Source organism: Rhizobium sp. BK538 (genome assembly GCF_014197575.1).
Lineage (GTDB): Bacteria > Pseudomonadota > Alphaproteobacteria > Rhizobiales > Rhizobiaceae > Rhizobium.
Genome location: NZ_JACIFT010000019.1, coordinates 101,279 through 120,479, shown reverse-complemented (window position 1 = coordinate 120,479; position 19,201 = coordinate 101,279). Strand labels below are relative to the sequence as shown.

The following is a 19,201-nucleotide window of genomic DNA, read 5'->3' as shown; positions in this document are numbered from 1 at the left end:
TGGCATAGCTGATTGCTTCGGCAACCTGATCGACGTGGACCAGCATCCGAGACGGTGCGCTGCAGTTCTGTCCGCTGTTCAGCATCATCTGCGCCACGCCCCCTTCGACAGCAGAAGCGAGGTCCGCGCTACGGAGGACGATGTTGGGTGACTTTCCCCCCAGTTCCTGATGCACCCTTTTGACTGTGAGGGCACCGGTGCGAGCCACCTCGATCCCAGCCGCAGTTGAGCCGGTGAAAGATACAAGGTCGACGTCGGCATGGCTCGTCAAAGCGTTGCCGACAACGCGGCCATCTCCATGAACAAGGTTGAACACGCCCTTGGGTACTCCGGCGTCATGGAGGATCTCGGCAAGGATCGTACCTGAGAACGGCGCGATTTCAGACGGTTTCAACACCACGGTGCAACCCGCAGCAAGTGCTGGTGCCACCTTTGCGGCCATCAGCATCAAGGGCCAATTCCATGGCGTTATCAGCGCGCAAACGCCGATCGGCTCGCGCACGACTTCGCTTGTGCCAAGCGGCTCATCAAAACGGTAGGTCGCAAGCGCTGCTCGTGCAATCTTGAAATGGGCAACGCCGACCGTCACCTGCAATTGCTCTGAAAGCCATTGCGGCGCGCCCATTTCATCAGTTACCGCTAGGGCAAGGTCGTTCGCTCGCTTGTCGTAGGCAGCTATAATCCGGTCGAAGAGCGAAATTCGCTCCTCAATCGAGGTGAGCGAATACGTTTCAAATGCCTTTCGCGCGGCTGAAACCGCATCGTCCACGTCACTCGTATCGCCCAGCGCGACTTGACCAACGACGGTTTCGTCCGCGGGGTTGATAACATCGATTACGGCTGTGCTTTTGGGCTGTACCCAGGTTCCGTCGATATAGAATTTAAGATTGTTACGCATGAGAAAGCTCCATCATTGTTGATGGAGCCATAAGTATCTTTCGTAAACTTGGCGTCAATCAGGCACTTAAAGTAGCCCTGGTAGGGCACGGTATACCTGGTCCGAGTTCTCTTTCCCGAACCGCCGCGAGCCAGTATCGGACCTCCTGCAGTCGATCTCGTCGCGTTAAAGGCGTAACTGGATTAGCGCTCTGTCCGCGCCCTTCTGTCCGCCATCTATGCTGTCGAAAGCCTCTCTTGCCGCGGTGACCTCCGGCAGTTTTACCAGTGTCCATTTGTGAAGTTCCTGGAGTGGCTCCCGTAACGTTCGGCCCAGCGGTGTCACCTGATACTGAACTGCGACCGGCGAGAGTGAAATCACCTCTCTCGCTATCAGGCCGTTGCGTTCGAGGCGACGGAGGCACTGAGTGAGGGCCTTTTGCGTGACGCCTTGCAGCCGACGGCGAATGGCGTTGAAGCGCTGCGGTCCGTCATCGAGCACGGCAAGCACCATCATCGACCACTTGTCAGCAATCTGATCGAACAAGGCCCGGCTCGGGCATTCAGAAGAAAAGCAGAGCGGTTCCAGTTCGAGCATGATGGTTTCCCTCAATAAACCTACGCGACTTGAAGTGCCTGACTGACGCTAGGTCTACATCATATACCAGTAGCGCCGTTAAACGCAACGGAGTCTACTAATGCCCAGTCTCGATACAAGCAGCCTGTTTCGCCCCTTCACCGTCCGATCACTCGAACTCAGAAATCGCATAGTCATGGCGCCCATGACCCGCCTTTTTTTCGCCTGAGGGCGTGCCGGGGCCGGCGAGTGCTGACTACTATCGGCGCCGGGCAGAAGGTCGCGCCGGATTGATCCTGTCTGAAGGGACGGTGATTGATCGCCCTGCATCGCGCAACGATAGCGGAATTCCATTCTTTCATGGCAATGCAGCACTTCAAGGATGGAAGAAAGTGATTGACGCTGTTCACCACACTGGCGGTCGTATGGGGCCACAGATCTGGCATACCGGAGCGACGCGCTACATCAATGCGGCGACGGTCCATAAATGCCGCCGCCGAAGCAAGTTTACGGATACATCGGTTCGAATACGGCTACAAAGAAAGCCGTTCGCGACAAATGGCTTCTACAAGGTCCTGCAGGGACTTAACGCGCTCAACCAACCAAATCAACTCTTCTTTACTGATTTCGAATTTCGATGAATATCGTGCCTCGACATAAGCCCGCGACAGCAATTCGAAGCATCTTCGGGGAAACCGGCTGTCGCGCGGCCAAGCAGCAATCAGTCGGCTGTCGACTGCCTCGGCCTGAGAGCGCAACACCTTTATTCGATGTGACTTGGGGCTGTAGAGGGTGAGCGTCAGCAGGGCGCAATGATAGGCACGTTCAGTGGCTTGATGCAGCATGAATGCGCCGTCTCGCCAGATACCGTTGGAAATACTGAAGTCAGCGACCTTCAATGCGTCCAGTGATAACTGATACCACTGCTCAAAGTAGCTCGCCGCCTCGCGATGCGCCTCCTCAACCGTGAGGGGCTTTGGTTCAGCCAGCGGATGACCGGGTTTCTCGTAGAGGACGACGCCGTCCTTGGCGATGTCAACGAAGAATGGTCTGCCACGGGAAAGCTGATCGTTGACATCGGCCAGGGCGTGGATGATCGGCACGACGGGCGTTTCGATCCGATGACTGAGTTGCTCTTCCAGCAGCTTGTCCTCGATGCCTTCCCAAAGTTCTGCCTCTTCGGCAAAATGTTTGGTGTTGACGACGATCAACAGGTCGTAGTCGGAGCGATAGCCACTAAAGCGATCCTCGACCCAGTCACCCCGGCCGTAGGAACCATACAGGATGACCTTCAGAATCCTGCCGGCATTTCTCTTCTCGGAGAGCTTTGTCGCCTGAAAACGTTCGACCTCGGCAAACAGGATCTCGATGATGCGCGCCAACTCGCGCCGCTTCCTGTCCGGCAGGTGCTTCATGTGATCGGTCAGGGTCAAAGCAGCGTCGAAGCCTTCGGTGTGAATCGCATCCATCGTAGCGGTTCCATCGTGATTGCGCACTCAGACCTTTACGGGAAATGTATTCTCTATTCAATCAAAAGATGTCGTTAAGCTAGCCTTTCGCCGCCGAAGTGATGTGAAAGACCCTGGCACTTTGACACGGTTGCTTGTGATCACATTCCGGGGGTAGCGGACGGTTATACGATCCTGATGGGGACGGTTGCGACGCATGCGCTCAATCCGTTGATCCTGAAGTCGACCCCCTACGACCCCGAAAAGGATTTCGCGCCAATCTCGCTATTGGTTCTGGTTCCCAACGTTCTCGTCGTCAATCCCGCACTGCCGGCCAGAACACTTGCCGAACTGGTAGCACTCCTCAAGGCCAATCCGGGCACCTACAGCTATGCCTCGTCCGGCAACGGCACGCCGCTGCATCTCTCCGGAGAGCTCTTCAAGGCGATGGCCGGGGTGGAGATGGAACATATCCCCTATAAGGGCTCGGGCCCGGCGTTAAACGATGTTCTTGGCAATCAGGTTCCGATCATGTTCGACAACCTGCCGTCGTCGTCCGGCCACATCAAGAGTGGCACGCTGCGGGCACTTGCGGTCACCACCAAGCAGCGCGCACCGTCCTTCCCCGATGTGCCGACGGTTGCCGAGACGGTTCCGGGCTACGAAACCTATACCTGGAACGCGCTGTTTGCTCCCGCCAGCACCCCGGCAGACGTCGTTGCTCGCCTGAACCTGGCGGCCAACAAGGCGCTCGCCGATCCGGGCGTTAGCAAGAAAATGGCCGAATTCAGTGCCGTTGTCGTGGGTTCGACGCCGGAGCAACTCGGCGCACATGTAAAGGCGGAGATCGCCAAGTGGACACCTGTCGTGCGCGACGCCAAGATTGAACTCGAATAGGCGCTGCCGAATCTCAGGCGAGCGTTGTCGAGCGGATGGGGGCGATCATCGCTCTTTTGGCAAGCGCGAGAGCGGAGGCTTTGACCGGCTAAACCCGGACGCAGCTTTCCAATCGCAGCGATGATCTACATTTGCCGAGACGCTATCACCGCATCACCATCGATAAGGGATACGAATCGAACCTCAGATATTGTTTGCATTAGCCGCTCGCGTCAGCGTCTTTTGACCTATTCGATGGCAATGAACGACGAAACGAGTCAGGTGTGCTTCGCTTTTGCGATGGACCGTTCTAATCGCAACGAACTCCGGCCTTTCCGCTCAGAGCCAGAACAGGTTGAGCAAATCCACCGATCTGGTCGGGAGCACGTAATTTATCCCCGTGCCACGACTGGGATTGGTAAAATCAGCGAAAACACGGTAGGCCTCTGCAAATTCTCGCGCGGGAATCTCTGAGACTGCGCATCCTGTACGAAGCGCATGATGAAACCCGCTAGCACATCGGCTGCTTGATACCGGCAGATTGCTCAGAGCGAAGAAATCGCATTTCTGCTCTTCTCGATGACGCGGTAGTCAGCATTGCGGACCGACCAATCTCTTCCCGCTTAGGCCAAATCTTCGATCGCGATATGTCAAACATTTGATAGACGGCCAAGTGCTTGCGCTATGTCGGGTTTTTGCACGAAAGAAGCAGAGCATGAGCCAGCCAAAGACATTAAAGCAGAAGATCGAAAATCGTGTCGCCAGGACCAGAAAGACCGACGTCTTTCTGCCGCGCGATTTTGCAGACCTGAGTGGCGAGGATCAGGTTCTTCGCGCTCTGCGACTGCTGGTTAAGGACGGTAGCTTGATGCGCCTCGGCTATGGAGTCTATGCCCGCGCGATGAAGTCGCGTATATCGGGCCGGCCGTCTCCAGCTCCAACGGCTTCCATAGCGCTGCACTTCAGGCTCTTACCAGGCTTGGTGTAGCCTGGGAGCAGAGCGACAGTACGAAGGCCTATAATGAAGGCCGCTCGACCCAGATCCCAGTGAACCCGACGGTCAAGATTAGAACGCGTTTCAGCCGGCGGCTGTCTGACGGCCGCACGGAGCTGCGCGTTGAAAGATAAGCCAGATCGTCAGACACTTCTGGAAGTGTAAGAGCATTTTGGCCTTCCGTCCCCTGCGCTGGTCGAGAAGGACTGGTTTGTCGTTCAAGCCTTGGCAGCAATCCACGATGTGGAGGTTGACGGGCTCACTCTGGCGTTTGGCGGTGGGACAGCGCTTGGTCGCGCCTACCGCCTACTCGAGCGAATGTCGGAAGACATCGACCTACGCATCATTGGCGAAAAGTCCAACTCGCGAAGCGTTCTGAAGCGGCTTCGGGGTGAGGTGAACGACCGGCTGAGCGCTGCGGGATTTGCCGTCGAAGGCCATTATGAGGTGAAGCAAAGCGATAAGTATGTTCGGTACGATTTGCCCTACGAACCGATCGCAAAAGGTGAGGGTGTTTTACGCCCAGAGATAAAGATCGAACTCTCTACGTTCCCGGTCTCGACAGAACCGGAAATGCGTTCGGTGTCGTCCTTTATTACGGAGGCAAATCGTGCCGAGGCAGAAGCCATCGACGTCAAATGCGTGAGACTGGTGGAAACCGCGGCGGACAAGTTCGTGGCCTTGGCGCGCAGGCCGGGCTTCGCTTTCTCGGGCCTTGGTCCCCTTGATCACACGCTCGTTCGTCACATCTATGACCTATCGCGTATGGATGGCCATTATGATCTGGACGCCGCCGTCGCGATCGCTCTTGAGATCATGAAGACGGAGGCCGCGGCCCGGGCGGGGGACTATCCCGCCTACAAGGAAAATCCCAAAGCGGAAACGCTTCGCACATACAAGATCATGGCCGGCGACACGAAATTTGCCGAGGGATATGCGAAATTACTGGGTGATCTCGTCTACGGTCAGAGACCTGATTTCGAGGAGGCATTCACAGCGGCGCAACGATTCGCCGAACGGCTCGATAACGCCGGGACCAGACGGCGCCAGACGTCCGGCTGGATGTCGTCGATGGAAACTCTGATCTGCACAGCGTTTGCGGTTGAACATTGCACGAATGAACAAGGTCGGACGACGATCGTCAAGAAGGCCGCTCGATTGGGGCACTGGATTCGATTGGATCGTCCTGACGGTGATCTGACGGCATGTGCAGCCGTCGCGACCTGAGCGCTGGAGCCTCTGGTAGCCACATATTGCGTTAGTCACGCAGCATTTTCTCTGACCTTGTCGGGAGACAAATCATCGGGCAGACAGGTGCCCTGTCGCCAATTCTGTCCGACAAGCCTCGCCGAAATCGAGCAGAAAATTCATTGCCCCTGAACGCGCAAGATCCCGGAGTTCAGAGAGACAGCGGTTGGATGCCAGATAGGTTTCGACGATCCTTTCCATAGCAAGTTCGGCGGCGTCCACAACCGGACGCGATGAGATCAGACGCATCTGGGCGACCAAAGCATAAAGCAGCACGAGGTCGGAAACGTCGTCCTTCTGGTGGCTTAGGGCATCGCCGTAAAGCCGCGTGGCTTCCTTGATAAAATCCGAAAAGAGCTTTTCGCGCTTGGCGACCTCGACCTCGCGATGCTTTTCCTTCACCTGTGATCGCTGCGTCATCCAGGTGGTGGCGAACGAGCTCAGGCTGCCAATCGCGATGCCTGCGAGACCCATCAGAGCCGAGATGTATGCGTCCAAGAGACTTCTCCTCTGGAAAGGGCCGGATACGCCCTTATGAAAACAGCAGGGCGGGTGGTCGATCACGCCCCGATGCCCAGGCGTGCTGGTCAAAAAGGCAAGGTTTGCGAGCCCACGGCTTGGGAGGTTTACTCGACAGGCGGAGGACCTACCCACACCCCTGCCGGTATCGCAGGAATACAGTTCGCCAATCCGTCGAGCATGCCTTGCAAGACGCCCTCGGTCAGCTCTTCCATCTTGTCACCGGGGCCGACCAGGCGGTCGACCAGCAGCAACGTGAGCCCGTGCATTTGCGACCAGAAAATCAGTAAGGCGCCATTGATCTTACGCTCGTTTTCCGCGGTGTCCGGAATGAAGCAGCCAAGAGCGCCGCCGCTTATTGCCCCCGCGACCAGCGCCTTCATGTTCTCAGCCGCGTTTCTTTCGATAGCAGGACGTCGGTTGTCCTGATCCATAAGGTAGCCGCCGAACATCAGTCTGTAGAGCGCAGGATTGTTGACGCCGCCGCAAACATAGGCACGCGCCATGGCTGCCAGCCGCTCGCGCGGACCATTGAGTTCCTTCGTGGCATCGGTCATCCGCTTTGCCAGGAGCTCGAACCCTACCGCCGAGACGGCCGCCAGCAATTCACGCTTGTCGGCGAAGTGCTTGTACGGGGCGTTGTGGCTTACGCCCGCCCGCCGGGCGAGCTCCCGAAGCGAGAACTCCGTGCTTTGGGATTCGCTGAGGACATCGATGGCAGCATCGACGATCGCTCGTTGCAGGTCACCGTGGTGGTAGGGGCGTTGGTCTGTTGTGGAAATGTCCTGGGTCATATTTGTCTCATTTACGTTTCTAAGTTGCTTGTGTCAACATTTTTACTGGAATGATGTTGACATTGGCCACTCTAGCCTTTAAGTGGGCGTTGTCAACATCGGGCATGCCCCGTAACTCGCGCTCATATTTGGAGACTACAAAATGACCCATGAAGACCGCAGCCAAATGGATCTGTCGCAACACAGGACGAGCGCCAGCGGGTGGGGCCTGCGTTACCCGGGCCTTGTTATGGGCAAGGGCGGCAAGAACGAAGTCAAGGAGTTCACCGGCATGTGGGGGCTGAAGTCCGACGCCGACCTGGTGGCGTTCACGGACACGCTGAGCCGCGAGGTCCCTGTCTGGGGCGGACCTGGAAAGACCTTCTCGGAGGCGACGACGATGCTTGGCCTGATCCGGACGGCGCGTTGGTTCGTCGCCAGAACCCAGGACTTCGACGGTTACACTCTGTTCTTCATCTCTCAGTTCGACGGAACTCTCGAGAAGTACTTCGACGACTTCGTTCTCAACGGGAAGGAGAACCTGACGAAGATCTGGGGCCATTGCGTTGGGTGTCCGACGGGCCCGGATGCGACGGCACGTGACATCGTGGACTATATCGCACGTGGTCAGATCAAGACCCTGGCCTGTTACGATGTCGCTCCGAGCCTCAGTCTCGGCCAGATCTACAAGGCCGCCGACTGGTACGAGAAGACCCAGAAGTTCCAGCGTGCAGTCGCCAAAGGCGACGTCGATCTCGAGGACGCCGTGAACGCGTTCTTCGGGGAGCTGGCCGAATCCTACAAGCAAGTGCCAAGCGCCGCGATGATCGACACGGATGTGGCTCGCCAGTGGCAGTACGAGGACGTAGCCGAACACATCGGCAAATGATGACCGCGAACACCGTCAGAACCATCTGACTTCCAGAAGATGAGGTTGACCGCTGCTCCAGCCTGGGCGGCCTCATCTCCCGACGATTGCGTCGAACATACTGCGACAAGGATTGCCCACAATACCCACTCTAGGTTCTCAACCTGGCCTGACCTCTGCTGACCTAAAGGCCAACCTTCACGACATCCAGGACAATGTCGTGACGCCTATTCTCCTGCGATACGGGCGTCACATTTTCCTGAGGTTCAACGACGGGGCGAAGTCGCGAGCATGGCTGCGCAACATGTTCCAACGCGTGAATGCGCGACAGAGGGAGCATGGGACCGGGTTTACGATCAATATCGGGTTCACCCATGAAGGGCTGAAGGCGCTTGGACTCTCCGAGCGAGCGCTGAACACCTTCCCCGAGGCATTCCGAGTAGGCGCGCGGGGCCGTGCGAATGTTGTCGGCGATGTCGGACCGCACGCGCCGGAGCGCTGGGAAGGCGGCCTTGGGGGTCCTGACATACATGCCATGGTCTTGGTACGAACCGATTCCGATAAAGGTCGCGAAGAAGCAACGCGGATCCTTCAAGAGGAAATGGGTTCGGCCGGCGGGCTCGAAGTCCGGTTCATTCAAGATACGATGGCGACGAATGAAAGCGGAATCGGATCTGAGGGCGAGCATTTCGGTTTTGCCGATCCAATCTCGCAACCGCCGATCGAGGGCGCCGACACGCCCTCCTATCCCGGTGACGGCGTGCTGGAGCGCGACGGCACATGGCGCCCGCTGAAGCCGGGCGAGTTCCTGCTCGGTTACGAGGACGAGGTCGGGCCTGGCGGCACGCAAATGCCCGAACCGTTCGAACTGCGTGTGAACGGGACATTCGTGGTATTCCGCAAGCTCTATCAGGACGTGGCGGTCTTTCGCCGATATCTAGCGACGGCCGCCCGGTCGCTCTATGGCAGCGACGATCAGCATAATCGGGACCTGGTGGCGGCCAAGATCATGGGGCGCTGGCCCAGCGGCTGCCCGCTCGATCTGTCGCCCGACAAGGACGATCCGGCCATCGCCGCGGACCCTGACCGGCGCAACAACTTCACCTATGAAGGGGACGACGAGGGTTTGCGATGCCCGCTCGGCTCGCACCTGCGGCGCAGTAACCCGCGTGCCACTCCGCTGAAACGGGCGACTGCCGTGAGGCGGCACCGGCTGCTTCGGCGCGGCGTCGAATACGGCCCACATCTTAAGGATGACGCCCTTGATGACGACGGCGTCGATCGCGGCTTGATCAACCTGTTCATCCAGGCCGACATCGAACGGCAGTTCGAGTTCGTCCAGGCCGAATGGATGAAAGGCGGCGAATTCCTCGGGCTCGATCCCAGCGAGCAAGACCCGATCAATGGGGTCGGCGGCGAAGGCTCGCAAATGTCAGTGCCCGGTGCCAAGCGACCGTTCCTGTTCGACCTGCCGACCTTCGTCACGGTGAAGGGCGGGGAGTACCTGTTCGTGCCCGGGCTGAACGCGCTCCGCGGCATCATCGACCAGAAATACTGAACAACGGAAAGAGAGGTGAACGCAATGTCAGATCATTTCAGCGGTCCCGCAGTGATGGACGATCCCGCAGTGGACATCACCGATTTCTACGCTTTTCCCAGCCCGGAACACCCGGGAAATCTCGTCCTGATCATGAATGCGTTTCCAATGGCCACATCGCAGTCCTTCTTCAGCGATGCTGTGACCTATCGTTTCCGGTTGCGGCCGCTGACCCGCTCGGGCGGCAGCTTCATGCACGGCATGGCGCAACATACGATCGATGTCCGTTTCAATGACGTGGCGGACGGGATGTCGGTTCAGAAGGGCACCGTCGTCACATCGGACGGGTGCGAGACAGCCTTCGTTACCGGCGCGCCGTTGGAACTCGATGGCATGCGAGTCTATGCCGGACTGGTCAGCGACCCGTTCTTCATGGATGTCGAGGCAACTATCCGCACCGACATCTCCGGCAAGCTGTCCTTCGGAGCGACGGGCACGAATACCGTCCAGTTTCGCGACGTCTTGACGATCGTCGTCGAGGTGCCGTTCGCCCCAATCCTCGAACGCCTGGACGGTGTCACGCTGATCGCCGCCGTGGCGGAGACGCTGGTCGCGCGCCGCGGCAAGCCGATCCGGCTCGAACGCGTCGGCCGGCCGGAGATCAAGAACGTCATTCTGTCGAACGCGACACGCGATCCAAAGGGCGTCGAGCTGCGGGATCTTTACAACAGGGAGGACGCCTTCGCCCTCTCCAGGGAATATCGGCCGCTCTACGAGGCACGTGTCGACGCAACGCTTGCGTTCTTCGACGGTCTCGATGGCGAGATTGCCTGGCCGCCGGAAGCGGACGGACGGCATCCCATGCGCGATATGCTCATGGGCGACTACCTGGTCCTGGACCTCGCTCATCCCTTCGGAATAGGCAATTTCCTGGAGATCGAACGGGCAGTGCTCGAGGACCGTCCGCACACGAACGCGGGCGGTCGCTGGCTGGACGACGACATCCTGGACGAGATGCTCACGTTGCTGGTGAACGGCGGGCGTGGCGAGCGGCTGGGCGATGCGGTCGACGGTCCGACCCAGCCGGCCGCTCCTGTCTTTCCCTACGTGCGTCAAGCCAACCAGCGGACGGACCTTCCCGTGCCCGCATTTGTGGAGAAATGAACATGGACAACATGAAAGACAATGGAAGCGTCACTGACTGGTTCCTGGAATATCCGGTAATGTCGACGCTGAGGCCCAGCTACCCGCGCGGGCCGTGGCACTACAAGGACATGCACCAGCTCATCGTCACCTACGAGAGCACGGCAGAGGCCGTACGCGCGGTCGTCCCGCGACCTCTTCAACCCGCCGAGGGCAACCGCGTCACCATAGAGTGGCGGAACATGACAGAGGTCAGCGGATTCGGGCCGTACGTCGAGATCGGCCATTCGGTGGCCTGCACCTTCGAGGGCAAGCCAGTCATCTACGTGTTCCAGGCCTTCCTCAACAGCGAGTCGCCGACGCTCGCCGGGCGGGAGATCCTCGGCTTCCCGAAGCGACACGCCGAGCCCGAGCTTAAGGCCGTCCGGGAGGTGCTGACCGGCACGCTCTCCCATGGCGGCACCCAAGTCGCACTGGCGACCATGCCGTACCGCATGATCGACCTGTCTGATCGCCTGGCCGAGATCGAGCAGGAGCTGCAGACAACCCAGCTCGTGCTGAAGCTGCTTCCCGATGTCGACGGTCGCACGCCGAAGGTCGCCCAGCTCGTGAAGGTCAATCTCTACAATGTCCGGCTGAAGGGCGCATGGGGCGGACCCGCGGAGCTGTTCATGGTCCCGCATGCCGGCTGCCCGGTCGCAGCACTTCCGGTCGTGCGGGTGCTCGAAGGCCGCCAGCACCTATGGGACATGACGCTGAGCGACGGAGAGGTTGTCTACGACTACCTGGAAGCCCAGCGGCGCTAGGATTGATCAGCCAAGCTTATGCGGCGGCCAAACCATCCCACCACCATCAAAGGAGAAGAGAGCATGAATGAACTGAAGGGCAAGGGCGCCGTCGTGACCGGTGCCGCATCCGGCATAGGCAGGGCGATCGCGACGGCGTTCATCGAAGCGGGCGCGAGCGTGCTGTTCTGCGATCTCAATGCGAAAGCGCTTGACGATGTCACCCGCGAACTGGGTGATCGCGCCATCGGCCGGATCACCGACGTTTCCGATGAGGCACAGGTCGAGGGCGCACTGCACGCCGCACGCGATGCTTTCGGATCGCTGGACATAGTGGTCAACTGTGCCGGGTTCGGTGCGATCACGCCAATCACCGAACTGACTGCCGAAAAATGGCATTCCGTCCAGGCCGTGACGCTCGGCGGGGTCTTTTTTGGCGTCAAGCATGGCGCCCGGATCATGATCGAGCAAGGCCGTCCGGGTGTGATCATCAACATCTCCTCGGTGAACGCACGGCAGGCCGGCGAAGGCCAGGCCGCCTACTGCGCGGCGAAGGCCGGAGTGGACATGATCACACGCTGCGGTGCCCTGGAGCTGGGCAGTCGCGGCATTCGGGTCGTCGGCATCGCTCCGGGTCTGGTGGAGACGCCATTGACCCGGAAGGAGCTGGAAAATCCTGCGATGCGCGATCTCTTCCTGGGCGTCATCCCGATGAAGCGCGCCGTTGCAGCGGAAGAGATCGGCGCGGCCGCCGTGTTTCTCGCGTCCGACAAGGCAAGATCGATCAATGGCGACACGATTGCGATCGACGGTGGTTCGCTGACGCGCGGCTATCCGGCACTGCTGACGGGCATCAAGGACGCCGCCGCATGATGATCGATCCCCGGCGCTATACGAGCGGGCGGATCGCCGTCGCCAACCTGTCGGCGTCAATCGACAGCCTTGAGCGCGACCGCCGCGACGGTGCAAATCCGGACAGCCTGCTGTCGCTCTCGAAGCTCCTGTTCCTTCGTGGCGACTTGTTGGGCCGCATCGCCGACCACGACCGCGCCGAGACAATCGCCGGCGAGGCCGTCACTGCGCCGGGGTCCGCAAGAGCACTCTATGTTCGCGCCCAGATCGCCGGTCGTTTCCACCTGTTCGAGAAAGCAAAAGGGCTTCTCGCTCAGGCGTTCCTGGCTGGATATTCAAAACAGGAAATCGACGCGGAACGGGTGGCGCTGCTGCAGGCGACGGGGCACTACAACGAAGCGCTGGTCCTGCGTGAAAGGCTGGCCAAGCGCGATCCGGGTATTAACACGTTGGGAAGCCTCGCGACGCTCTTGGCGGAAATGAATGAATGGAGCGCGGCGGAAACCTCCTATGCCGCCGCGCTTGATGCCGACGAAGGTGTCTCGCCTTTTCCGTGCGGCCAACTCCTCTTCGAATGGGGCGTGAGCGCGATGCGTCGCGGCGACCTGGATCGTGCGGAGGGGATCTTGGCAGAACTCGAGGCGATCCTGCCGGCACATGTTCCAGGACGCGGACATCGTGCCGAAGTAGCGTTGGCGCGCGGAGAGCCGGATCTTGCGGAAGCTCTCGTCGCACCGCTGGTCGAAACCTCCGACGATCCCGAGTATCGCGCGGTTCATGCGGAGATCCTCGCCGCCCGCGGCGACGGCGATGCCGTAAGGGAAGCGGTACTTGCAGGCGAGGCATATGAGCGGCTCCTGGCGCGTCGGCCGGAAGCCTATGCGGACCATGCTTCTGCTTTCTTCATGGGAATCGGCAATCGACCGAAAAGGGCCCTCGAACTTGCCTTGGCCAATTTCAAAATCCGCGACACGCCGAGGTCGCGTAAGCTCCTTGCCAAGGCGAGCGCTGCCAAACAAGCCAATCTGGCCCGAGAGGTCGCCGTATGAACGCTCGCCTCACCGTCGCGACAAACCAGACATCGGGGTGCAAGATCGTTGTCATCGGCGCAGGTTTCGCCGGCCTGGCAGCCGTCCGCGCCCTGCGCGACAGCAACGCCGACATCACGCTCGTCGACCGCAACAATCATCACCTGTTTCAACCGTTCCTCTTCCAGGTCGCCACCTCGATCCTGGAGCCGGCGGAAATTGCGACGCCAATCCGATCACTTCTGCAGGAGATGCCGAACGTCCGGGTGGAAATGCGCGAGGCGACGCGTATCGACCTGTCCAGCCGGGTTGTCGTCATGAACGAAGGCGACGATCTGGCCTATGACATCCTGGTGGTCGCGACGGGAGCGCAGACGAGCTATTTTGGTCACGAGGCGGAATGGGCGCCGCACGCGCTTGGATTGAAATCGCTTGGCGACGCCGTCACCGCCCGCAATCGACTTTTGAAGGCGTTTGAGCGAGCCGAATTGGAGCCCGACCCTCGGAAACAGGCGCGCGATATGACAGTGGTCGTCGTCGGCGGTGGGCCGACGGGCGTCGCGATCACAGGCACGATCAGCGAGTTTACCCGAAGGACGCTCGCATCCGACTTTCGAAATATAGACCTCGGCAAGGCGCGCGTCGTACTCGTCCAGTCGGGACCAAGATTGCTGCCGGCATTCAGCGAACGACATTCAGCCTACGCGGCCCGCGCGCTGGAAGGCCAAGGGGTCGAGGTAAGGCTGGGCGTTCCCGTAACTCACGTGGACGCGGCGGGCGTCGCCATCGGTGGCGAGCGCATCGCGGCTGCGACCGTATTGTGGTGCACCGGCGTCCAGGGTGTGCCGCTGGCGCGCACGCTCGGCGCGCATGTCAAACCAGACGGAACGGTAGCGGTCCTGAAGGATTTATCAGTGCCGGGACATCCCGAGTGTTTTGTTGTCGGCGATGCGGCCCATGTCATCGGGCCCGACGGCCGGGCGATGCCGGGATTGGCGTCGGTTGCACAGGATCAAGGCAGATACGTCGGCAGGCTTATCGCCGCCCGGCTTGCAAACACCATTCATCCCAAGCCTTACGTGTCCTTCACGCCGAGCAAGCTGGCAACCATTTCTCGGAATGTCGGCGTCGCGGAATTTCGCGGGCGTTCGATTATCGGCTTTCCCGCCTGGTTGTTGTGGGGGCTGCTGCATCTTCGAACCTTGTCCGGCGGCGGTCATGCAAGGCTGTCGATCCTGGCGAACTGGGTGCGCCTTCTAACCACCTACCGCCGCAGCGGACGGCTGATCGTCGAGCCGTGCGAGCTGGCAGCCGGTCGGGGCGGGCACGCTCCGCCAATCAGCCAAATTCCCGAAGACACTGCGATCTGGAGAAGATAGATGTCGAAACCATCCACACCGTCCGACAAGCCCCAGAGATACGATCGCGACCACGCAGGCACGCCTTCAAGGCCCCACCGGATCGTGGTCGTCGGTGGCGGAATCGCCGGGCTTGAAATTGCCTCCAAATTGCCGGGAAGCATACGCAGAACCTCCATCGCCGTGACGCTGGTCGACCGGGAGCCTGCCTATGTATGGAAGCCGATGCTGCATACGATCGCTGCCGGAACCACGGACGTCTCCCAGCAGGAAACCTCCTACATCTCCCATGCCCGCAACCGACGTTTCGTGTTCGAGACGGGAGAACTCAAGGGCATCGACCGGAAAGAGCGGAAGGTCCATCTGAAGCCCTTGGAAATCGAGGGTCGCTCCATCTTGCCGGAGCGCGCGATCTCCTATGATACGCTAATCCTGGCGACGGGCAGCGAGGCGAACGACTTCGGAACGCCAGGCGTGCGCGATCACTGCCTGACGATCGACAGCCGTTCCCAGGCGATGAAATTCAATCGCGAGGTAATGAGGCACATGCTCGAAGCGCTCGCGGCCAACAGCACCTTGCACATCGCGGTGGTCGGAGGTGGTGCTACAGGAGTCGAACTCGCCGCAGAGCTTGTCCAGCTCGCCGATACCTCCGCCTGTTACGGCGCAGCAGGACTACGCGACCAGGTCAAGGTGACGCTGATCGAGAGCGGGCAAAATCTGTTGGGTGCGTTTCCCGACCGTGTGGCGATCGCCGCTCGCGAGCGTCTCGAGAGGCTTGGCGTCGCCGTCCTGACGGGCGCGCGGGTCGTCGCCGCCGAGGCAGATTGCCTTCGACTGGCGGACGGAAGACAGATCAACGCCAAGCTGAAGGTATGGGCGGCCGGTGTGAAGGCTTCGGACGCCTGTGCCTCGTTCGATGGCCTTGAGGTGACACGCAACAATCAGATCGTGGTGAGGCCCACTCTGCAGACGACGCTTGATCCCCGGATCTTTGCCGTCGGGGATTGTTCCAGTCTTTCTGTGGGAGACTCCGGCAAGCCGCTACCGCCGGCAGCACAGGTTGCTCATCAGCAGGCTTCGCATTTGATCCGCCATCTTCCTGGCTGGCTGGAAGGGAAGCTGCCCTCGTTCTCCTACAGGGACTTCGGTTCGATCGTATCGCTAGGCGGCTATGGCGCCTATGGCTCGCTCGGACAATTCGGACTGTTCACGGGCGGCTTCATACGCGGACGCGTGGCTCAGCTCGGGCACGTTCTCCTCTACCGCAGCCATCAACAGCGGTTGCACGGGTTCTGGCGCGGCGGGTTGATATGGCTTGCGGACATGATCAATTCCCACGTCCGAGCCCGCATTCGATTGCCCGACTGATGATGCGCCGTGGCCGAACAAACGCTTCGTGCCACGCTGGATCGCGCTGCCCGACCGCTAGGCGAATTCCACCGCCCCAAAGGCTACGACATGACCCCCTCCTTTCTGATGACCCTTCTGGCCTCCGGGCTCCTCGCAGGCATTGTGCACGTGGTTTCGGGCCCGGATCACCTTGCCGCCATCGCACCATATGCCGTCGACGCCAAAGCTCGGGCCTGGCGGACAGGGATTCGATGGGGGGTCGGACACAGCGCCGGCGTCGTTGGCGTGGGGTTGCTCGCGCTATTGCTGCGGGGCGCTCTGTCCATCGACATCGTATCCGCCTGGGGCGAGCGTTTCGTGGGCGTCATGCTCTGCGGCATCGGCATCTGGGGACTACGGGCAGCAGTTGCCGACAGGGCCGAAACTCATTCCGACGGGTATCGTGGGCATTTGCATGGGCACCGGCACAAGCATCCGGCCTTTGCTGTTGGCACGGTGCACGGACTCGCCGGGAGTTCGCACTTGCTCGGCATCGTGCCGGCGCTGGCATTGCCCACCAATACCGAAGCGGCAGCCTATCTCCTCGTGTTCGGTCTCGGCACCATCGCCGCGATGGCAACGTTTTCAACCTTCATCGGCTGGCTTGCGGGTCGGCCGGGCGCCCAAAGCGTCAAAGTGCAAAATGTCCTCATGGCCTCGTTTTCGATCCTCGCCATTGTCGTCGGAGGCGTGTGGTTCTGCCAGGGCATCTGAACATTCCAATCCTGGACGGCCGCAACGCTCCAGCACGCGAACGACATCTACTTGGCGGGAAGCCGCATTGGGCTGCCTGCCATCCATGAATCTATAATTGCAAAGGAAATGAAAATGGAAATGTGCACTGGCCCGAACCGGGGCCTATTGAAGGCCCTGCGCCGTTCGGTCGCCGGGAATCCCATTGTCGACGGCGCGAGCGGGGGAGGTTTGAATGCGATACTTCGGAATGCCGTCCATGCCGTCGCGCTTGTCGTGTGCGTAGGATTCGTCGCGCTGCCGACAGCGCGCGCGGATGAGCCGACCCCGCCGATCAAACCGGCGATTAGCGACGAGGCCGCCATCGCCGTTTCGCAGATGGGCAAGACGCTCATGGCCAGGGACCTATCGATTACGGCGAGAACGACCAGCGTTTACCTGGACCAGTCCGGACAACCGCTTCACATCTTCCATACGATGAAAATTGCCGTGCGCCGTCCCGATCGGATCGCCGTCGAGTTTATCGGCGATGACGGCAGGCACGATCTGTTCTATGACGGCAAGGCGGCCTCGGTCTTCTTTCCCGACAGCAAGAAATACGTGACGATCCCGGCATCGGGCGACATACCATCTGCTCTCAGCGAGGTCGCAACCAAGCTGGACGTCGATTTTCCGCTCGGCGCCCTTTTTGCAGACTTTCCGGACAAAGTGCTGCTAGGGGACGCCTTGGCCGCCTCGCAGGTAGGGACTGCCAATGTCGACGGTGTCGAGTGCCGGCATCTGCTTTTCTCTCAGAAGTCCGGCATCGATCTGGAATTGTGGGTCGAGAAGAATGATGAGGCGACGCCACATCGCCTGATCGTGACCTACCCGTTGCTGCAGGGCCAACCAAGTTTCGTTGCCGAATTCACGAGCTGGAAGACCCAGCCCCCTCTGTCGGATTCCGAATTCACCTTTGAACCTCCCGCCGGTGTGAAAAAGATCGTCCTGACACCCGCCGTCGCGCCGACAATGGAAGGGAGCAAGTGATGAACCGTCTGAAGCGCACCTGTCTTGCTTTTCTCGCGATAACGACCATTACATCGGACGCTGCCTTCGGTCAGTTTGCGCCGCCACCCGGCGGTCCACCGCCGCTGCCATCCGGAGGGCCGCCGCATCTCCCGTCGGGAGGGCCGGGAGGGCCGCCACGTCCGCAGATGGGCAGCATACGGCATCCGCCGACGGCCAGCCATGGCCGTCCGCCGATGAGCGTGCAGAACCGTCCGCCGGTGAACCCCCGTATGCCAAATGTCGGTGGCGCAAAGGGACGGTTGGCAGAAGGACCCGGCCGCGAAGGCAGCAACGTGTCCGGAAACATCCGCAACACGCTGAATTCGGGCGGTAACATCAACGGGAACCGCGCTTTCATGAACTCCGGAGGCAATATCGTCGCAAAGGACTCGGGCAACCTCACCGTCAACAACTCCGGTGATCTCAAGGTCTCGGGCAACGGTAACGGATACTTTGGCCGTGGATACTATCGTCGTGGAGACCACGGCGTCGGCGACTACGGTGACGGAGAGTATGGCGGTGGAGACTATGGGCGTGGATACTATCGCCGCGGAGCCTACGTTCTGGGCGGGTATGCGGCAGGCGTCGTCGTCGGTGCGGCAGCCGCCTCGAGCACCGGCGGAACAACATATTCTTCCTATAGAGATCAGTCTGGATCCGCTGCGGGCTCCTCTGGCGCAGCGTCCTCGGGTTCGTCCCACGGGGGCTCTTCAGGTTTGTCCCACGCCAGTTCTTCAGGCTCTTCTGGCGAGGTATATGCAAGCTCTTCCGATCAGAGCCGCTCCGGCCCGGCCGTTGCAGGCGGGATGAACCGGAGCGGCGGCAACAGCAGCTCCCAGTCTGTGAATCCTCTGATCGCCGGCCTGTTTGAGAGCCTTCCACCGGAAGGCACGGCATGGACGTCGGAAGAGGCGGTCGGCTGGCTTCAGGCCGCGGCCGCCAATTTACGGATCGTCTACAGGATCCAGGGAAACATCGTGGTCTCGGGCGAAACGCCGCCGTCGGATTACAATCGCGCACCTGGTGGGAACTAGATTGAGCTCAGCATGAGGAAAAGGTTCAGGCCGGACGTCGCACGACCCATCCGGCCTTTGCCATGCGCAGAAAACCACACGGCTCTGTCGGCTCTGACCTACCTGCTCAAATCGCGCGGCTCGTCCCGAATGCTGCAGACCGACCCATAA

The 19,201-nt window shown here is 60.2% G+C and carries 18 protein-coding genes and 2 pseudogenes; 15 read left to right on the top strand and 5 right to left on the bottom strand.

From position 1 onward, the window contains the following. A partial coding sequence (locus FHX09_RS22355; protein WP_184450650.1) for an aldehyde dehydrogenase family protein occupies positions 1-898 on the bottom strand: 898 nt, incomplete at its 3' end. Positions 899-1,063: 165 nt separating this feature from the next. Then, on the bottom strand, positions 1,064-1,474 hold the full coding sequence (locus FHX09_RS22350; RefSeq protein WP_007800703.1) for a helix-turn-helix domain-containing protein: 411 nt from the start codon (positions 1,472-1,474) through the stop codon (positions 1,064-1,066). A 100-nt stretch (positions 1,475-1,574) separates the two neighbouring features. On the opposite strand from FHX09_RS22350, the pseudogene FHX09_RS22345 reads away from it, so the two are divergent. Further along, positions 1,575-1,914, top strand: a pseudogene (locus tag FHX09_RS22345) (12-oxophytodienoate reductase); the annotation flags it as partial. A 72-nt stretch (positions 1,915-1,986) separates the two neighbouring features. Here FHX09_RS22345 and FHX09_RS22340 read toward each other — a convergent pair. Further along, positions 1,987-2,922, bottom strand: a complete 936-nt coding sequence (locus FHX09_RS22340; protein ID WP_132590449.1) for a HEPN domain-containing protein — start codon at positions 2,920-2,922, stop codon at positions 1,987-1,989. Positions 2,923-3,081: 159 nt separating this feature from the next. On the opposite strand from FHX09_RS22340, the pseudogene FHX09_RS22335 reads away from it, so the two are divergent. The 3 genes and pseudogenes from FHX09_RS22335 to FHX09_RS22330 all read left to right on the top strand — a co-directional run. Further along, positions 3,082-3,798, top strand: a pseudogene (locus FHX09_RS22335) (tripartite tricarboxylate transporter substrate-binding protein); the annotation flags it as partial. 694 nt (positions 3,799-4,492) lie between these two features. Then, a complete protein-coding gene (locus tag FHX09_RS29480; RefSeq protein ID WP_245505472.1) occupies positions 4,493-4,765 on the top strand; it encodes a DUF6088 family protein in 273 nt (90 codons plus the stop codon). Between the two features lie 231 nt (positions 4,766-4,996). Further along, on the top strand, positions 4,997-5,998 hold the full coding sequence (locus FHX09_RS22330; RefSeq protein WP_246699487.1) for a nucleotidyl transferase AbiEii/AbiGii toxin family protein: 1,002 nt from the start codon (positions 4,997-4,999) through the stop codon (positions 5,996-5,998). Positions 5,999-6,070: 72 nt separating this feature from the next. On the opposite strand, the gene FHX09_RS22325 is transcribed toward FHX09_RS22330, so the two are convergent. Together FHX09_RS22325 and FHX09_RS22320 are read right to left on the bottom strand one after the other, a co-directional pair. Next, complete coding sequence (locus FHX09_RS22325; RefSeq protein WP_132590451.1) at positions 6,071-6,517, bottom strand: hypothetical protein; 447 nt, start codon at positions 6,515-6,517, stop codon at positions 6,071-6,073. Between the two features lie 128 nt (positions 6,518-6,645). Then, the gene (locus tag FHX09_RS22320) at positions 6,646-7,332 is read right to left on the bottom strand and encodes a TetR/AcrR family transcriptional regulator (RefSeq protein ID WP_132590453.1); all 687 of its coding nucleotides are present in this window, start codon (positions 7,330-7,332) and stop codon (positions 6,646-6,648) included. 142 nt (positions 7,333-7,474) lie between these two features. On the opposite strand from FHX09_RS22320, the gene FHX09_RS22315 reads away from it, so the two are divergent. From FHX09_RS22315 to FHX09_RS30050, 11 genes are all read left to right on the top strand, one after another. Next, on the top strand, positions 7,475-8,200 hold the full coding sequence (locus FHX09_RS22315) for a hypothetical protein (protein ID WP_184450649.1): 726 nt from the start codon (positions 7,475-7,477) through the stop codon (positions 8,198-8,200). Between the two features lie 199 nt (positions 8,201-8,399). Next, positions 8,400-9,737, top strand: coding sequence for a Dyp-type peroxidase (locus tag FHX09_RS22310; protein ID WP_184450648.1), 1,338 nt, complete (start codon positions 8,400-8,402; stop codon positions 9,735-9,737). Positions 9,738-9,761: 24 nt separating this feature from the next. Beyond that, on the top strand, positions 9,762-10,880 hold the full coding sequence (locus FHX09_RS22305; protein ID WP_132590458.1) for a DUF4331 family protein: 1,119 nt from the start codon (positions 9,762-9,764) through the stop codon (positions 10,878-10,880). A 2-nt stretch (positions 10,881-10,882) separates the two neighbouring features. Further along, positions 10,883-11,665, top strand: a complete 783-nt coding sequence (locus tag FHX09_RS22300; RefSeq protein ID WP_245505474.1) for an acetoacetate decarboxylase — start codon at positions 10,883-10,885, stop codon at positions 11,663-11,665. A gap of 63 nt (positions 11,666-11,728) precedes the next feature. Beyond that, entirely contained in the window at positions 11,729-12,517 is a 789-nt protein-coding gene (locus tag FHX09_RS22295) for an SDR family NAD(P)-dependent oxidoreductase (RefSeq protein WP_132590462.1), read from the top strand. Continuing rightward, positions 12,514-13,545, top strand: coding sequence for a tetratricopeptide repeat protein (locus FHX09_RS22290; RefSeq protein ID WP_132590464.1), 1,032 nt, complete (start codon positions 12,514-12,516; stop codon positions 13,543-13,545). The genes FHX09_RS22295 and FHX09_RS22290 overlap by 4 nt, the downstream gene beginning before the upstream one ends. Then, positions 13,542-14,903 (top strand): NAD(P)/FAD-dependent oxidoreductase, encoded by a 1,362-nt coding sequence (locus tag FHX09_RS22285; RefSeq protein ID WP_183721208.1) that lies wholly within the window; start codon positions 13,542-13,544, stop codon positions 14,901-14,903. Before FHX09_RS22290 ends, FHX09_RS22285 begins: the two co-directional genes overlap by 4 nt. Further along, positions 14,904-16,253, top strand: a complete 1,350-nt coding sequence (locus FHX09_RS22280; protein ID WP_184450647.1) for an NAD(P)/FAD-dependent oxidoreductase — start codon at positions 14,904-14,906, stop codon at positions 16,251-16,253. 9 nt (positions 16,254-16,262) lie between these two features. Next, positions 16,263-16,988, top strand: a complete 726-nt coding sequence (locus FHX09_RS22275; protein WP_348649190.1) for a sulfite exporter TauE/SafE family protein — start codon at positions 16,263-16,265, stop codon at positions 16,986-16,988. A 114-nt stretch (positions 16,989-17,102) separates the two neighbouring features. Further along, positions 17,103-17,996 (top strand): DUF2092 domain-containing protein, encoded by an 894-nt coding sequence (locus FHX09_RS22270; protein ID WP_132590470.1) that lies wholly within the window; start codon positions 17,103-17,105, stop codon positions 17,994-17,996. Continuing rightward, positions 17,996-19,051 carry a hypothetical protein gene (locus tag FHX09_RS30050; protein ID WP_245505476.1) on the top strand — a complete coding sequence of 352 codons (1,056 nt, stop codon included), beginning with the start codon at positions 17,996-17,998 and terminating at the stop codon, positions 19,049-19,051. Before FHX09_RS22270 ends, FHX09_RS30050 begins: the two co-directional genes overlap by 1 nt. Positions 19,052-19,201 lie beyond the last annotated feature (150 nt).

What these genes read in the sequence shown, in the direction of transcription:
- FHX09_RS22350 (WP_007800703.1), bottom strand. Translation starts at nt 1,474, where the DNA reads ATGCTCGAACTGGAACCGCTCTGCTTTTCTTCTGAATGCCCGAGCCGG.
- FHX09_RS22340 (WP_132590449.1), bottom strand. Translation starts at nt 2,922, where the DNA reads ATGGATGCGATTCACACCGAAGGCTTCGACGCTGCTTTGACCCTGACC.
- FHX09_RS29480 (WP_245505472.1), top strand. Translation starts at nt 4,493, where the DNA reads ATGAGCCAGCCAAAGACATTAAAGCAGAAGATCGAAAATCGTGTCGCC.
- FHX09_RS22320 (WP_132590453.1), bottom strand. Translation starts at nt 7,332, where the DNA reads ATGACCCAGGACATTTCCACAACAGACCAACGCCCCTACCACCACGGT.
- FHX09_RS22315 (WP_184450649.1), top strand. Translation starts at nt 7,475, where the DNA reads ATGACCCATGAAGACCGCAGCCAAATGGATCTGTCGCAACACAGGACG.
- FHX09_RS22305 (WP_132590458.1), top strand. Translation starts at nt 9,762, where the DNA reads ATGTCAGATCATTTCAGCGGTCCCGCAGTGATGGACGATCCCGCAGTG.
- FHX09_RS22300 (WP_245505474.1), top strand. Translation starts at nt 10,883, where the DNA reads ATGGACAACATGAAAGACAATGGAAGCGTCACTGACTGGTTCCTGGAA.
- FHX09_RS22295 (WP_132590462.1), top strand. Translation starts at nt 11,729, where the DNA reads ATGAATGAACTGAAGGGCAAGGGCGCCGTCGTGACCGGTGCCGCATCC.
- FHX09_RS22290 (WP_132590464.1), top strand. Translation starts at nt 12,514, where the DNA reads ATGATGATCGATCCCCGGCGCTATACGAGCGGGCGGATCGCCGTCGCC.
- FHX09_RS22285 (WP_183721208.1), top strand. Translation starts at nt 13,542, where the DNA reads ATGAACGCTCGCCTCACCGTCGCGACAAACCAGACATCGGGGTGCAAG.
- FHX09_RS22280 (WP_184450647.1), top strand. Translation starts at nt 14,904, where the DNA reads ATGTCGAAACCATCCACACCGTCCGACAAGCCCCAGAGATACGATCGC.
- FHX09_RS22270 (WP_132590470.1), top strand. Translation starts at nt 17,103, where the DNA reads ATGGAAATGTGCACTGGCCCGAACCGGGGCCTATTGAAGGCCCTGCGC.
- FHX09_RS30050 (WP_245505476.1), top strand. Translation starts at nt 17,996, where the DNA reads ATGAACCGTCTGAAGCGCACCTGTCTTGCTTTTCTCGCGATAACGACC.